Source organism: Paracoccus nototheniae (assembly GCF_004335005.1).
GTDB classification, from domain to species: Bacteria; Pseudomonadota; Alphaproteobacteria; order Rhodobacterales; family Rhodobacteraceae; genus Paracoccus; species Paracoccus nototheniae.
The window spans coordinates 34,216-48,492 of the sequence record NZ_RQRT01000028.1 but is presented as its reverse complement, the minus strand read 5'-3'; the positions used below and the strand labels follow the sequence as shown (position 1 = coordinate 48,492).

The following is a 14,277-nucleotide window of genomic DNA, read 5'->3' as shown; positions in this document are numbered from 1 at the left end:
CGGGCGACGCTTGGGTGGCCGCGCGGTTGCAGGACAGCGGCGTCGATGTGTCGGGCATCGCGCGCCTTGACGATCAGGTGACCGGCCATGCGATCATCCTGCTGGACCGTGATGCGGAAAATTCCATCGTCATCCATCCCGGCGCCAACCGCGCCGTGTCGGAGGCCGCCCTGAGCGATGCGCTGGCCGCGATGACGCCCGCCGACACGCTGCTGTTGCAGAACGAAACGAACGGCCAGGTCGCCGCTGCGCGGGCCGCAGCGGTGCAGGGCGCGCGGGTGATCTATTCCGCTGCCCCCTTCGATCTGGATGCGGTGCGTGCGGTGATGCCCCATGTCGCGATTCTGGCGATGAATGAGGGCGAGGCCGAACAGCTGTTCTCGGGCGTGCCGGGCGATCTGCCGGTGCAGGGCCTGTTGATCACGCGCGGGGCCGAGGGGGCCGAGTATCGCTGTCTGACGACGGGGCAGGTGTTCAGCCAGCCCTCGTTCAAGGTCAGCCCGGTGGACACGACGGGGGCGGGCGATACGTTTACCGGCTATTTCGCGGCGGCACTGGATCAGGGCGCCGATATTGCCGGTGCGTTGCGGCTGGCCTCGGCGGCGGCGGCGCTGAAGGTCACGCGCGCTGGCACGGGCGACGCCATCCCGACCCGGGCCGAGGTCGATGCGTTCCTGGCCGCTCAGTCCGCCTGATCGGGACCGATCAGGCCCCGGATGCCGCCGGTCTGCGCGCGGTCCATCAGCAGGTGATCCAGCAGCACGCAGGCAGCCATCGCCTCGGCCACCGGGACCGCGCGGATGCCCACGCAGGGATCGTGGCGGCCCTTGGTGATCACCTCGACATCCTCGCCGCGCGTATTGACCGACCGGCGCGGCGTGGTGATCGAGCTGGTGGGTTTGATCGAGAACCGCACCACGATGTCCTGCCCGGTCGAGATGCCGCCCAGAATTCCGCCCGCATGGTTGGACAGAAAGACCGGGCCGTCATTGCCCATCCGGATCTCGTCGGCATTGGCGACGCCGGTCAGGGCGGCGGCGGCCATCCCCTCGCCGATCTCGACGCCCTTGACGGCGTTGATCGACATCATCGCGGCGGCCAGATCGGTGTCCAGCTTCGCATAGACCGGTGCACCAAGGCCCGGCGGGCAGCCGGTGACCAGAACCTCGATCGCGGCGCCGACGCTGTTCTGATCCTTGCGGATCTTGTCCAGATAATCCGACCACGCCTGCACGGCGCCCGAATCGGGCAAAAAGAACGGATTGTCGTCGATGGCGCGGGCGTCGAACCGCGCCCGGTCCAGATGCAGCGCGCCCATCTGGACCATGTATCCGGTGATCGCCAGACCGGGGACCAGCGCGCCAAGGACCGCCTGCGCCACCGCCCCCGCCGCGACCCGAGACGCGGTCTCGCGCGCGCTGGACCGGCCGCCACCGCGATAGTCGCGCAGCCCGTATTTCAGATGATAGGTGATGTCGGCATGGCCGGGGCGAAAGCTGGTGGCGATATCGCCGTAATCCTTGGACCGCTGGTCGGTATTCTCGATCATCAGCTGGATGGGGGTGCCGGTGGTCACGCCCTCGAAGACGCCGGACAGGATGCGGACGCGGTCATCCTCGCGCCGCTGCGTGGTGTGTTTGCTGGTGCCGGGGCGGCGGCGGTCCATGAAGCGCTGGATGTAATCTTCGGACAGGGGGACGCCGGGGGGCACGCCGTCCACGGTCGCGCCAAGCGCGGGGCCGTGGCTTTCGCCCCATGTGGTAAAGCGAAATTCGCGACCGAAGGTATTATAGCTCATCGGGACGTCTCCTCGGTCAGGGATTTCAGCTCGTAGATCAGGTCCAGCGCCTCGCGCGGGGTCAGGCTGTCGGGATGCACCGCTTTCATCCGCGCGTCCAGCGCCGAGGATTTCGGCGCAGGCGCGGGCGGCACCGCGCGAAACAGCGGCAGGTCGTCGATCAGCGCGGCGGGGCGGCTGGCGCCCTGCCGTTCGCCCTTCTCCAGCGCGTCCAGCACGGTGCGGGCGCGGTCCACGACCGATGCGGGCAGGCCCGCCAGCCGCGCGACCTGCACGCCATAGCTGCGATCGGCGGCGCCCTTGATGACCTCGTGCAGAAAGATCACCTCGCCCTCCCATTCGCGGACGGCGACGGTGGCATTCTCGACCCCGTCCAGCTTGGCCGACAGGGCGGTCATCTCGTGGTAATGGGTGGCGAACAGGGCGCGGCAGCGGTTGAGGCCATGCAGATGTTCCATCACCGCCCAGGCAATCGACAGCCCGTCCCAGGTCGAGGTGCCGCGCCCGATCTCGTCCAGAATGACCAGCGCGCGGTCATCGGCCTGATTGAGGATCGCGGCGGTTTCGACCATCTCGACCATAAAGGTGGACCGGCCCCGCGCGAGATCATCCGCCGCGCCGACGCGGGAAAACAGCTGGCTGACCAGACCCAGATGCGCCGCGCGGGCGGGCACGAAGGCCCCCGCCTGCGCCAGCACCGCGATCAGCGCGTTCTGGCGCAGAAAGGTCGATTTGCCCGCCATGTTGGGACCGGTCAGCAGCCAGATCGCGGGCGTCGCCCCGGTCGTCAGATCGCAGTCATTGGCGACAAAGCTGTCGGCCTTGCGGCGCAGCGCGCGTTCGACGACCGGATGGCGCCCGCCTGTGATCACAAAGGCCCGGCTGTCATCGACGCGGGGCCGCACCCAGCCCTCGCCCGAGGCCAGATCGGCAAAGGCAGCCGCCACATCGATCTCGGCCAAGGCGCGGGCGGCCTGTCCGATCCGCGCGGCCTCGGCCAGAACGGCGGCGCGCAGGCGGTCAAAGACGGCGCGTTCCAGTTCCAGCGCGCGGTCGCGGGCGTTCAGGATGCGGGTCTCCAGCTCGGACAGCTCGACCGTGGTAAAGCGGATCTGGTTGGCCGTGGTCTGGCGGTGGATAAAGGTCTGGTTCAGCGGCGCCGCCATCATGCGTTCGGCATGGGTGGTGGTCGTTTCGATGAAATAGCCCAGCACGTTGTTATGCTTGATCTTGAGGCTGGGCACCCCGGCCAGCGTCGCATAATCCGCCTGCATCCCGGCGATGACGCCGCGCCCCTCGTCGCGCAACCGGCGGGTCTGGTCCAGTTCGGGGTCATGGCCTTCGGCCACGAAACCGCCGTCGCGGGCCAGCAGCGGCGGTTCGGCCACCAGCGCGTCATCCAGAACATCCACCAGCGCCTCGTGGCCGGTCAGATCCGTGGCGGCCTCGCGCAGCACGTCGGGCGCGTCATCCGGCAGGCGGGCGGCGATGGTCGCGCCCTGCGCCAGCCCGGCGCGGATGCCCGCCAGATCGCGCGGCCCGCCCCGGTCCAGCGCCAGCCGCGACAGCGCGCGGTCCATGTCGGGTACCCGGGCCAGGGCGCTGCGCAGATCGGCCATCAGGCGCGGATCGTTCGCCAGTGCGGCCACGGCATCGTGGCGCGCATGGATCAGCGCCAGATCGCGGCTTGGCGCGCTGATGCGGCGTTCCAGCAGCCGCGCGCCCGGCGCGGTCACGGTGCGGTCGATGGCCGCCAGCAGCGAGCCGTCTCGCCCGCCCGACAGCGCCTGTGTCAGTTCCAGATTGCGCCGGGTGGCCGCGTCGATCTGCATCGCACCCCCGGCCTTTTCGCGGACCGGAGGGCGCAGCAGCGGCAGCTTGCCCTTTTGCGTCATGTCCAGATAATCGACGATGGCCCCCATCGCCGCCAGTTCGGGGCGGGTGAAATGGCCGAACCCGTCCAGCGTTTCGACCCCGTACAGCGCGCACAGCCGCCGCGCGCCGGCGCCGCTGTCAAAGGCGCTGGCATGCAGATCGGTCAGCGCGGCACCGGCATCGCCGACCACCTCGTCCAGCGTGCGGTCGTTGGCCAGAACCTCTCGCGGGGCCAGACGGGCCAGTTCGGGGGCCAGACGGGGCAGGGGGCAGTCCATGACCTGAAACGCCCCGGTCGAGATATCGACCCAGGCCAGCGCGCCCTCGTCCCGGACCTGCGCAAAGGCGGCCAGATAGTTGTGGCGCCGCGCCTCCAGCAGCGATTCCTCGGTCAGGGTACCGGGGGTGACAAGGCGCACCACGTCGCGGGCGACCACGGATTTCGATCCGCGCTTGCGGGCCTCGGCGGGGTCTTCCATCTGTTCGGCGATGGCGACGCGGAACCCCTTGCGGATCAGCGTCAGCAGATAGCCTTCGGACGCATGGACCGGCACGCCGCACATCGGGATGGGCTGACCCTCATGCGTGCCGCGTTTGGTCAGGGCGATGTCCAGTGCGGCGGCGGCGGCGACCGCGTCGTCAAAGAACATCTCGTAGAAATCGCCCATGCGATAGAACAGCAACGCGCCGGGGTTGGCGGCGCGGATGGCCAGATATTGCGCCATCATCGGGGTCGGCTGGTCGGTCATGTCCTTTGTCATGCCCGCCGTTCTAGCCGCTTGCGCAGGGCGGTGAAATCCCTACATTCAATTGCACCTCGGGGCGCCCATACGGGCTGAGACGCGACAGCGGACCCGTTGAACCTGATCCGGCTAAGCCCGGCGGAGGGAAGGTGCGGCATGTCCCTTTCTTCGATACCGAAAACGAGGAGGCGACATGAGATTTTTCCCGATCCCCGCGCTGGTGCTGGCCGGTTCCCTGCTGGCGGTTCCCCTGCTGGCGGGCCCGGCGGTGGCGCAGGACCGCGTGCTGACCGTCTATGCCAGCGATTATGTCGCCAGCGAATGGGGCCCCGGTCCCGCGATCGAACAGGGGTTCGAGGCGATCTGCGACTGCGATTTGCAATTCGTGACCGGCGATATCCTGCCCCGCATCCTGATGGAGGGGGCGGGCACGCCCGCCGATATCGTCTTTGGCCTGAACACCGACATGACGGCGCGGGCCCGGGCATCAGGCCTGTTCGCGCCGCATGGGCAGGACACGTCCGAGATGTCGCTGCCGGTGGAATGGGATGACGACATCTTCCTGCCCTATAACTGGGGTGAGACCGCCTTTGTCTATGACACGACCCGGCTGGACAATCCGCCCGCCAGTTTCGCCGACCTGCTGGACGCGCCCGATGATCTGAAGATCGTCATTCAGGATCCGCGCAGCTCCGTCTCGGGGCTGGCGCTGCTGTTATGGGTCAAGCAGGTCTATGGCGATGATGCGCCCGCCGCATGGGAAAAGCTGGCACCCAAGGTGCTGACGGTGACGCGCGGCTGGTCGGAGAGCTATGGCATGTTCACCGATGGAGAGGCCGACATGGTCCTGTCCTATACCACCTCGCCCGCCTATCACATCGCAGCCGAGGATGATCTGACCAAGGTCGCGGCGATTTTCCCCGAGGGGCATTACTTCATGGCCGAACTGGCCGCGCAGGTGGCCGGGACCGATCAGCCCGAACTGGCGCAGGCCTTCATGGACTGGATCCTGACGCCTGATTTTCAGGCCACGATCCCGCTGGCCAACTGGTCGCTGCCCGCGAAACTGCCCGAGGCCGACTGGCCGCAGGTGATGCGCGATCTGCCCCGCCCCGAGGTGACGCTGTTCTATTCCGAGGATGAGGCCGAGGCGCTGCGCCCCGCAGCTCTGGACGAATGGCAACGGGCCTTCCGCTGAACACGGCCTTGCCCATCATGGCCCCAAGCGCCGGGCATGTCCTTGCCGCCCTGCTGGCCGCGCTGATCCTGGGCACGCTGGCCGCTGTCGCCGTCTCGGCGGGCGGGCTGTCGGGTCTGGGCGAATGGGACTGGCGCGCGGTCTGGTTCACCTGTTGGCAGGCGGCTTTGTCAGCCTCGGTCTCGGCCCTGCTGGCGGTGCCGGTGGCGCGCGCGCTGGCGCGGCGGCGGTTCCGGGGGCGGGGGCTGCTGGTCACGCTGCTGGGGGCGCCGTTCATCCTGCCGGTGATCGTGGCGATCATGGGGCTGATCGCCGTCTTTGGCCGCAATGGCGCCGTGAATACGGGGCTGGAGGCCCTCGGCCTGCCGCAATTCAGCGTCTATGGCTGGCAGGGGGTCATTCTGGCGCATGTGTTTTTCAACCTGCCGCTGTCGGTGCGGTTGATCCTGCAGGGCTGGCAGGCGATCCCGTCGGAACGCTTCCGTCTGGCCGCCAGTCTGGATTTCACCCCCCGCGACATCGCCCGGCATCTGGAACGCCCGATGCTGCGCGCGGTGCTGCCGGGAGTCTGGCTGGCGGTGTTTCTGGTCTGCCTGACCTCGTTCACCGTGGCGCTGGCCCTGGGCGGAGGGCCGGGCGCCACCACGGTCGAGCTGGCGATCTATCAGGCGTTCCGGTTCGATTTCGATCTGGGCCGGGCGGCGGCGCTTGGGCTGGTGCAGGTCGCGCTGTGCACAGGCGCGCTGCTGCTGGCGCGCCGGATCGCCGTGCCTGCGGGGTTCGGCGCGGGCATGGATGCGCCGCAGGGGCCGCCCGGCCCGGCGGGCTGGCGGCGCGCGACGGATGCGTTGGTGATCGCGGCGGCTGCGGGGTTTCTGCTGTGGCCGATGCTGGCGGTGACCCTGACGGGCTTGCCGCGCATTCCCGGTCTGCCGGGGGATGTCTGGGCGGCTGCGGGGCGGTCGGCGGTGATGGCGGTCATCTCGGCCCTTTTGTCGGTCGCGGCCTGTCTGGCGCTGGCGCTGACGATCGCGCGGGGTGCCGGGCGGTGGGTCGAGGGGGCGGGGATGCTGCCGCTGATCGCCTCGCCTCTGGTGCTGGGAACGGGGCTGTTCATCCTGCTGCGGGACGTGGCCACGCCGCAGCAGATCGCCCTGCCGGTGACGGTGGCGATCAATGCGGCGATGGCGCTGCCCTTTGGCCTGCGGGCGCTGATCCCGGCGGCGCAGGCGTTGCAGGCCGATTACGGTCAGCTGGCGGCCTCGCTGGATCTGCGCGGATGGGCGCGGCTGCGCTATCTGGTGCTGCCCCGTCTGGCGCGGCCTTTGGGATTTTCCGCCGGTCTGGCGGCGGCGCTGGCCATGGGCGATCTGGGTGTGATCACATTGTTTGCCAGCGATCAGCCGACGCTGCCGCTGAAGCTGTATCAGTTGATGAACAGTTACCGGATGCAGGATGCCGCCGCCTGCGCCGTCCTGCTGATGGCGATCAGCTTTGCGCTGTTCTGGCTGTTCGACCGGGGAGGGCGTCAGGATGCTTGAATTTCAGGGCATCGTCCTGCGTCAGGACGACTTCACGCTGGCCGCGGATCTGAGCCTGCCCCAGGGCCGCCACGCGGTCATCGGCGCCTCGGGCTCGGGGAAATCGACGCTGCTGTCGCTGGTGGCGGGGTTTCTGGCCCCGACGCAGGGGCGGCTGATCTGGGACGGGCAGGACATCACCGATCTGGCGCCGGGGCGGCGTCCGGTCTCGATCCTGTTTCAACACCATAACTTGTTCCCGCATCTTAGCGTCACCCAAAATATGGGGATGGGTCTGCGCCCCGATCTGCGGCTGGACCGGGCGCAGCGGGTGCAGGTCGCGCAGGCGCTGGATCAGGTGGGGCTGACGGGCATGGGCGAGCGTCGCCCCGGCGCGCTGTCGGGCGGCCAGCAAAGCCGCGTCGCGCTGGCCCGGGTGCTGCTGCGCGCCCGGCCCCTGCTGCTGCTGGACGAGCCCTTTGCCGCGCTCGGCCCGGCCCTGAAATCCGAGATGCTGGCCCTGCTGGCGCAGATCGCCACGGATACGACGGTGCTGATGGTCACCCATGACCCCACCGATGCCCGGATCTTTGCCCCCGACACCTTGCTGGTCGAGGATGGGCGCGTCCACCCGCCCCGGCCCACCGGCGCCCTGCTGGACGACCCGCCGCCGGGGCTGCGCGCCTATCTGGGCTAGGCGTCAGACGATCCACAGCCGGATGATCCAGGCGACCGTGCCGATGACCGCGACGCTGGCCAGCCAGATTGCCACGAACCATCCGAACCGGCGCAGGCTTTGGGGCATCAGTGATACCCCTCGTCGGGGTTCATCTTGCCGCGAAACACCCAATAGGAATAGGCGGTATAGGCCAGAATGATCGGGACAAGGACCGCCGCGCCGACCAGCATGAACACCTGGCTGTTTCTGGGGGCCGCCGCCTCCCAGATGGTGATCTGGACCGGGACGATATAGGGGAACATCGAAAACCCAAGGCCCGCAAAGCCCAGCACGAACATGCCAAGCGCAAAGAGGAACGGCCAGTAATCGTGGTGCTTTACCATCAGCGTGCGGAACATCCCGAAGGCCAGCGCCAGAACCGCAGCGCCGACGAAACCCGCCAGAACGATGTTCCAGCCCCCAAACCAGCGGCTGTAATAGCCGTCCTGCAGGAACGGCGTCCACAGGCTGACAATGCCCATGAAGACGACCGTGCCGATGCCCAGCCCCCAGGCCCTGTGGCGCATCCGCGATTGCAACGGGCCTTCGGTCTTCATCACCAGCCATGTCGCGCCCAGCAGCATATAGCCGACCATGACGGCCACGCCGACCATCAGGGTAAAGGGTGTCAGCCAGTCCCACCAGCCGCCCGAATACTGCCGCGCGGCCTTGTCGATCTGGATGCCCTGCAACAGCCCGCCAAGGGTGATGCCCTGCGCCAGCGCCGCCACCGCCGATCCGCCGATGAAGGCCAGATCCCAGACCCTGCGCCAGCGCGTGGTGCGCCAGCGAAACTCGAACGCGACGCCGCGAAAGATCAGGGCCAGCAGCATCGCCATGATCGGCGCATAAAGCGCCGGCAGGATCAGCGCATAGGCCAGCGGAAAGGCCGCGAACAGCCCGCCGCCACCCAGAACCAGCCATGTTTCGTTTCCGTCCCAGACCGGGGCGACCGAATTCATCATCAGGTCGCGGTCCTGGCCCTTTGGCTCGGCGGCGAACAGCATGCCAAGGCCCAGATCGAACCCGTCCAGCACCACATAGACCAGCACGGCAAAGGCGATGATGAACGCCCAGATCACGGTCAGGTCAAAGGATACGCCTTCTGCGATGGGCATGATCACTCTCCGGGATGGGGGTTCTGGGTGGGATGCTGCAGGGCGGGGGTGGTCCCCGCCGTGCGGATCGGGCTGTCGGTCACGTCCTTCAGGCGTGGTTCGGCGCTGGAGGGGGCGCGGTTCATCAGCCGCAGGATATAATAGGTGCCTGCCCCGAAGACCGTGAAGTAAACCACGATGAACGCGATCAGCGACGCCCCGACCGCCGCCGCATCAAGCGGCGCGGCGCTGTCGGCGGTGCGCAGATAGCCATAGACGGTAAAGGGCTGGCGCCCGACCTCGGTCGTGATCCATCCGGCCAGTACCGCGATCAGCCCCGAGGGCGCCATGATCAGCGCCGCCCGGTGCAGCAGCGGGCTGTCGAACAGCACGCCGCGCCAACGCGCCACCAGCGACCATACCCCCAGCCCCAGCATCGCGAAACCAAGCGCGACCATGACCCGGAACGACCAGAAGACGATGGCGACGGGGGGCTGATCCTCGCGCGGGATGGTATCCAGACCGGCCAGCGGCGCGTTCAGATCGTGTTTCAGGATCAGCGAGGACAGTTTGGGGATGCCGATCGCGTAATCCAGACGCTGTTCGGCCTGATTGGGGATGCCGAACAGATACAGCGGCGCGCCGGACTCGTGGCTTTCGAAATGACCCTCCATCGCCATGACCTTGGCGGGCTGGTGTTCCAGCGTGTTGATGCCGTGAAAATCGCCCAAGACGATCTGGACCGGGGCAAAGATCGCCGCCATCCACATTGCCATGCTGAACATGGTGCGCGTGGCCGGGCTGACCCGGTCGCGGCGGTGGCGGTGGCGCAGCAGGTGCAGCGCCGCCACGCCGCCGACGATAAAGGCGGTGGTCAGATAGGCCGCCGTGACCGTGTGCATCAGGCGATAGGGAAAGGACGGGTTGAAGATGACCTGCCAGAAATCGGTGGGCAGGAACTGGCCGGTGACGGCGTCGATCTCGAATCCGGCGGGGGTGTGCATCCAGCTGTTGACGCTGAGGATCCAGAAGGCGGAAAAAGCCGTCCCAAGCGCGACCGCCCCGCAGGCGATCATGTGCAGCGTCGGGCCGACGCGGTCGCGCCCGAACAGCATGATCCCCAGAAACCCGGCCTCAAGGAAGAACGCCGACAGCACCTCATAGGCCATCGGTCCGCCGATGACCGGCCCCGCCTTGTCGGAAAAGGCCGACCAGTTGGTGCCGAACTGATAGGACATGACGATGCCCGACACGACGCCCATGGCAAAGGCCAGGGCAAAGATCTTGACCCAATAGCGGAACAGATCCAGATATTTGTGATCCCGGGTCCACAGCCACAACCCGTTCAGGACGGCCAGAAAGCTGGCCAGTCCGATGGTGAAGGCGGGGAACAGGAAATGAAAGCTGACGGTAAAGGCGAACTGGATGCGGGCCAGCAGAATGGCGTCGGCATTGTCGAACATCTGGAACCTCGTGCGACGAAACCGCCCGTCCGGAGGCTTGCTCAGTCCGGCAGAGGCGGACAAGCCCCCGTGCAGGGCCCGAAAGCAGGGCATCGGCGCAGGTGGCGTTGCTGGTCGTCACGGTCTGCCTTGTCACGCCTGAATGCAAGTGCGGCATCGTCGCAGGCGGTTCGCGACGGACGGGTTCAGGCGAGGGTTCCGGCAGGGGGCTGCAGCGCGTCTCGGGCGGCCTGACGGACGGCGCGGGTCAGCCCCTGCAACCGCTGCAAAGCCATGCGGTTGATCTGCCAGAACAGCGGCACGTCCTGCGTCGCATCCGCGATCAGCGGCACCAGACGCCCCGCCGCCAGATGATCCCGCACAAGGCTGGCGGGGTTCAGAGCCCAGCCCATCCCGGCCAGACAGGCGGTGACAAAGCCCTGGGTCGAGGGCAGGCGGTGGCAGGGAAACCCCGTCGCCTGCGGGCCAAATTGCGCCTCGGCCCAGCTTTGCTGCAACAGATCCTTGCGATCAAAGCTGAGCGCGGGGGCCGCGGCCAGCGCCGTGGCCGTCACGCCATCCGGAAAATGCCGCGCCATGAAGGCAGGGCTGGCCGTCGGGACATAGCGCAGCGCGCCCAGTGCCATCACGTCGCAGCCCTGCACCGGCTGGCCCAGCCCGGTCACGGCGGCCAGCACCCGTCCCCGGCGCAGCCAGTCGGCGGTATGCCCCTCGTCATCGACCGAAAGGTTCAGAAGAAAGCCCGAGCGGTCGGCGAACCGGGCCAGCGCAGGCAGGAACCATGTGCCAAGGCTGTCGGCATTCACCGCCAGCTCGATCGTGACCCGGGGGGCGGTGGTGTCGCCGCCCGACAGGCCGGGCAGGTGGCGGGACAGCCCGGCCTCCAGCATGTCGACCTGTTCCATATGACGGCACAGCCATGCGCCCGAGGGCGTGGCGGTACAGGGACTGCCGCGTTCGATCAGCACGGTGCCCAAGCGTTCCTCCAGCAGCCTGACCCGCTGCGAGATGGCCGAAGGCGTGACGTTCAGCGCCCGCGCCGCGCGATCGAAACTGCCCAAGCGGACGATCGTCGCGACGGCGCGGGCGGCGGCGTAATCCAGCATGGTTCAGTTTTCCTTCACCGCCGTAAGCAACATCAATTTGTCTAATGCGGACGCGCGGGCTAGGGCAAGCCCGACCCTTGGGCAAAGGAACCCTGCCATGGCCGCCGACATCTTTCTGACCGGATTTCTGACCGGTCTTGGCCTGATCGTGGCGATCGGGGCGCAGAACGCCTTTGTCCTGCGGCAGGGTCTGCGGGGCCAGCATGTGCTGGAGGTCTGCCTGACCTGCGCCTTGTCGGATGCGGTGCTGATCGGGTCGGGCGTCGCAGGGGCGGGGGCGCTGATGACGCGCCTGCCCTGGCTGGACCCGGTGATGCGGCTGGCGGGGGCGGCCTTCCTGATCACCTATGGCGCGCGCAGCCTGCGCGCCGCCCTGCAATCGGACGAGGCGCTGGCCGTCGATGCCGCCCGCCCCGCCCAGGGGTTGGGGCGGACGCTGCTGGCCTGTCTGGCGATCACTTGGCTGAACCCGCATGTCTATCTGGATACGGTCGTGCTGCTGGGCGCGATCTCGACCCAGTTTCCGGGTGCGCAGATGGATTTCGCGGCGGGTGCGATGACCGGATCGGTGCTGTTCTTCTTTGGTCTGGGCTATGGCGCGGCATGGCTGCGCCCGGTCTTTGCCCGGCCCACCGCATGGCGGCGGCTGGAGGCGGTGATCGCGCTGGTCATGTGGGCGATTGCGGCCAGGCTGCTGTGGCCGTGGATCGGCGCCCTCTGGACCTGATGCAAGCATGCTGGTCAAGGCCCGGGTTCCGCGATAACCTGCCTCCGGACGACACGCCTGTTCGTTGCCTTGCGCTGACCTTGTCCCCGTGAAAGTCCCATGTTTCTTGAAATCGCCATCGTCCTGCTGTTGATCCTGTTCAACGGCGTTCTTGCCATGTCCGAACTGGCCATCGTCTCGTCCCGGCCCGCGCGGCTGAAGACCATGGCTCAACAGGGCAGCCGGGGGGCGGCCATCGCGCTGGATCTGGGCGCCGATCCGGGCAGGTTCCTGTCCTCGGTCCAGATCGGCATCACGCTGGTGGGCATTCTGTCGGGTGCGTTTTCGGGCGCCACGCTTGGTGCGCGGGCGGCGGCGGCGCTGGTGTCTGCGGGTCTGTCGCCCGCCTTGGCGCATACGCTGGCGGTGGGGGGCGTGGTCGTGGCGATCACCTATCTGTCGCTGATCGTGGGCGAACTGGTCCCCAAGCAGATCGCCCTGCGCGCCCCCGAGGCCGTGGCCGCCCGCATCGCGCCGCTGATCCGCCTGATTTCGCGCGTGGCGGCGCCGGTGGTCTGGGTTCTGGACCGTTCGGGTCGGGTGCTGCTGGCGGTGCTGGGACAATCGGGCAAGGCCGATAGCAGCATGTCCGACGAGGAGATCAAGGTCATGCTGGCCGAGGCGCATAGCGCCGGCGTCATCGCCCCCGCCGAAAACGAGATGATCGCAGGCGTCATGCGCATCGCCGACCGCACCGCGCGCGGCCTGATGACCCCGCGCCACGAGGTGCTGATCGCCGATGCCGATGCCGGTCCAGACGTGCTGGCGCAGATGTTCCGCAACGGCCACCGGTCCCGCATCCTGCTGCGCGACGGGGGCGATGACGATATTCTGGGCGTGATCCATGCGCGCGATCTGATCCGGTTGCAGGCAGCGCCCGATGCCGATCCCCGCTCGTTGATCCAGCCCGTGCCGGTGGTGCGCGACGGCCTGCCTGCGCTGAACGTGATCGAACAGCTGAAATCCTCGGGCGCGCAATTGCTGCTGGTTTACGACGAATATGGCCATTTCGAGGGCGTGATCACCGCCATGGACGTGCTGGAGGCGATCGCGGGCGATTTCCCCGATCCCGGCGTCGACGAGCCCAAGGCGGTCAGACGCGACGATGGCAGCTGGCTGATCGCGGGCTGGATGCCGGTGGACGAATTCGCCGACCTTCTGCAGGTGACCCTGCCCGAGGGGCGCGATTACGAATCGGTGGCCGGGCTGGTGCTGAACCTTGCGGGCGTGCTGCCCGAGGTGGGCGCGCATGTGACCCTGCATGGCTGGCGGATCGAGGTGGTGGATCTGGACGGCCGTCGCATCGACAAGCTGCTGGTCGCCCCGCTGGCTGCCGCCTGATCGGCCCCGATGACACCCGCCATCACCCCTGATCCCGATGCGCTGCCTCGCGGCGTCCCGGCCCCTGCCGTGATGGCGCGGCGCCTTGCCGCGATGATCGCGGTGCTGGCGCTGGTGCTGATGTCGGCGTTTCTGCCCGCGCGCCCGATCGCCGTGGGTGGCATGCAACTGCCCCATGATCATGTGACCGACAGCGCCCTGCTGAGCGGTCAGGCGGTGCTGGTCCGTCCCGCCGCCACGGCCCCCGCGCCCAAGGCGCCGGACCCGGTCATGGTCAGCGCGCCTCTGCCTGCGCCCATGACGGGGCCTTGCCCGTCAGGGGTGGATCATGCCGCCGGCCCGCAGCCCCGTGTCCCGACGGCGGCGCGTCTGCCGGGGCGGCCCCGCGCACCGCCCGTCATCCTTGCCTGACAGCTGTCGCCGGACCCCGCATCGCGGGCCGTCCGAACTGCAATGCCTGCAAGGATTTTCATCATGGACAATGACCAAGCGGACCAGGCGTCCCGACCGACATCCGCATCTGCGCCGACCCAAACGGCCCCTGCCAATCCGGCACCCGTTCATGTCGGGCGCACCACCCTGTTGCACTGGGCGATTTTTCTGGGGCTGATGACCGCCCTGATCGGCGGTGCGGCGGTCCTGTTCTAAGGCG

Annotated in this window: 14 protein-coding genes and 1 riboswitch; of the genes, 8 read left to right on the top strand and 6 right to left on the bottom strand. The window is 68.0% G+C overall.

Annotated features, from left to right (window positions below; all coding sequences use genetic code 11):
• Positions 1-695, top strand: a 695-nt coding sequence (locus EG885_RS11805; RefSeq protein WP_131574710.1) for a PfkB family carbohydrate kinase, incomplete at its 5' end; no start/stop codon positions are given.
• Here the strand turns inward: EG885_RS11805 and aroC are convergent.
• On the bottom strand, positions 683-1,798 hold the full coding sequence (gene aroC, locus EG885_RS11800; RefSeq protein WP_131574708.1) for a chorismate synthase: 1,116 nt from the start codon (positions 1,796-1,798) through the stop codon (positions 683-685). The genes EG885_RS11805 and aroC overlap by 13 nt on opposite strands.
• A complete protein-coding gene (mutS, locus tag EG885_RS11795) occupies positions 1,795-4,422 on the bottom strand; it encodes a DNA mismatch repair protein MutS (protein ID WP_131574706.1) in 2,628 nt (875 codons plus the stop codon). The genes aroC and mutS overlap by 4 nt, the downstream gene beginning before the upstream one ends.
• A gap of 59 nt (positions 4,423-4,481) precedes the next feature.
• Positions 4,482-4,580: riboswitch (TPP riboswitch) on the top strand.
• 29 nt (positions 4,581-4,609) lie between these two features.
• Here mutS and EG885_RS11790 point away from each other — a divergent pair.
• The 3 genes from EG885_RS11790 to EG885_RS11780 are packed head-to-tail and all read left to right on the top strand — an operon-like array spanning position 4,610 to position 7,831.
• Positions 4,610-5,614, top strand: a complete 1,005-nt coding sequence (locus tag EG885_RS11790) for a thiamine ABC transporter substrate-binding protein (RefSeq protein WP_131574704.1) — start codon at positions 4,610-4,612, stop codon at positions 5,612-5,614.
• Between the two features lie 17 nt (positions 5,615-5,631).
• On the top strand, positions 5,632-7,155 hold the full coding sequence (locus EG885_RS11785; protein WP_131574720.1) for a thiamine/thiamine pyrophosphate ABC transporter permease ThiP: 1,524 nt from the start codon (positions 5,632-5,634) through the stop codon (positions 7,153-7,155).
• The gene (locus EG885_RS11780; RefSeq protein ID WP_131574702.1) at positions 7,148-7,831 is read left to right on the top strand and encodes a thiamine ABC transporter ATP-binding protein; all 684 of its coding nucleotides are present in this window, start codon (positions 7,148-7,150) and stop codon (positions 7,829-7,831) included. The genes EG885_RS11785 and EG885_RS11780 overlap by 8 nt, the downstream gene beginning before the upstream one ends.
• A 3-nt stretch (positions 7,832-7,834) precedes the next feature.
• Here the strand turns inward: EG885_RS11780 and EG885_RS11775 are convergent, their stop codons facing one another.
• The 4 genes from EG885_RS11775 to EG885_RS11760 form a co-directional block, all read right to left on the bottom strand.
• Positions 7,835-7,939, bottom strand: a complete 105-nt coding sequence (locus tag EG885_RS11775) for a DUF2474 family protein (protein WP_131574700.1) — start codon at positions 7,937-7,939, stop codon at positions 7,835-7,837.
• Positions 7,939-8,970, bottom strand: a complete 1,032-nt coding sequence (cydB, locus tag EG885_RS11770) for a cytochrome d ubiquinol oxidase subunit II (RefSeq protein ID WP_131574698.1) — start codon at positions 8,968-8,970, stop codon at positions 7,939-7,941. The genes EG885_RS11775 and cydB overlap by 1 nt, the downstream gene beginning before the upstream one ends.
• 2 nt (positions 8,971-8,972) lie before the next feature.
• Complete coding sequence (locus EG885_RS11765; protein ID WP_131574696.1) at positions 8,973-10,412, bottom strand: cytochrome ubiquinol oxidase subunit I; 1,440 nt, start codon at positions 10,410-10,412, stop codon at positions 8,973-8,975.
• Between the two features lie 185 nt (positions 10,413-10,597).
• On the bottom strand, positions 10,598-11,518 hold the full coding sequence (locus EG885_RS11760) for a LysR family transcriptional regulator ArgP (RefSeq protein ID WP_131574693.1): 921 nt from the start codon (positions 11,516-11,518) through the stop codon (positions 10,598-10,600).
• A gap of 97 nt (positions 11,519-11,615) precedes the next feature.
• Between EG885_RS11760 and EG885_RS11755 the strand changes: the two genes are divergently transcribed.
• From EG885_RS11755 to EG885_RS22725, 4 genes are all read left to right on the top strand, one after another.
• Complete coding sequence (locus EG885_RS11755; protein WP_131574691.1) at positions 11,616-12,245, top strand: LysE/ArgO family amino acid transporter; 630 nt, start codon at positions 11,616-11,618, stop codon at positions 12,243-12,245.
• Between the two features lie 99 nt (positions 12,246-12,344).
• On the top strand, positions 12,345-13,625 hold the full coding sequence (locus EG885_RS11750) for a hemolysin family protein (RefSeq protein WP_131574689.1): 1,281 nt from the start codon (positions 12,345-12,347) through the stop codon (positions 13,623-13,625).
• A 9-nt stretch (positions 13,626-13,634) separates the two neighbouring features.
• The gene (locus tag EG885_RS11745; protein WP_131574687.1) at positions 13,635-14,036 is read left to right on the top strand and encodes a hypothetical protein; all 402 of its coding nucleotides are present in this window, start codon (positions 13,635-13,637) and stop codon (positions 14,034-14,036) included.
• Between the two features lie 63 nt (positions 14,037-14,099).
• Positions 14,100-14,273: a hypothetical protein gene (locus EG885_RS22725; protein ID WP_165571122.1), complete on the top strand. Its 174-nt coding sequence runs from the start codon at positions 14,100-14,102 to the stop codon at positions 14,271-14,273.
• Positions 14,274-14,277 lie beyond the last annotated feature (4 nt).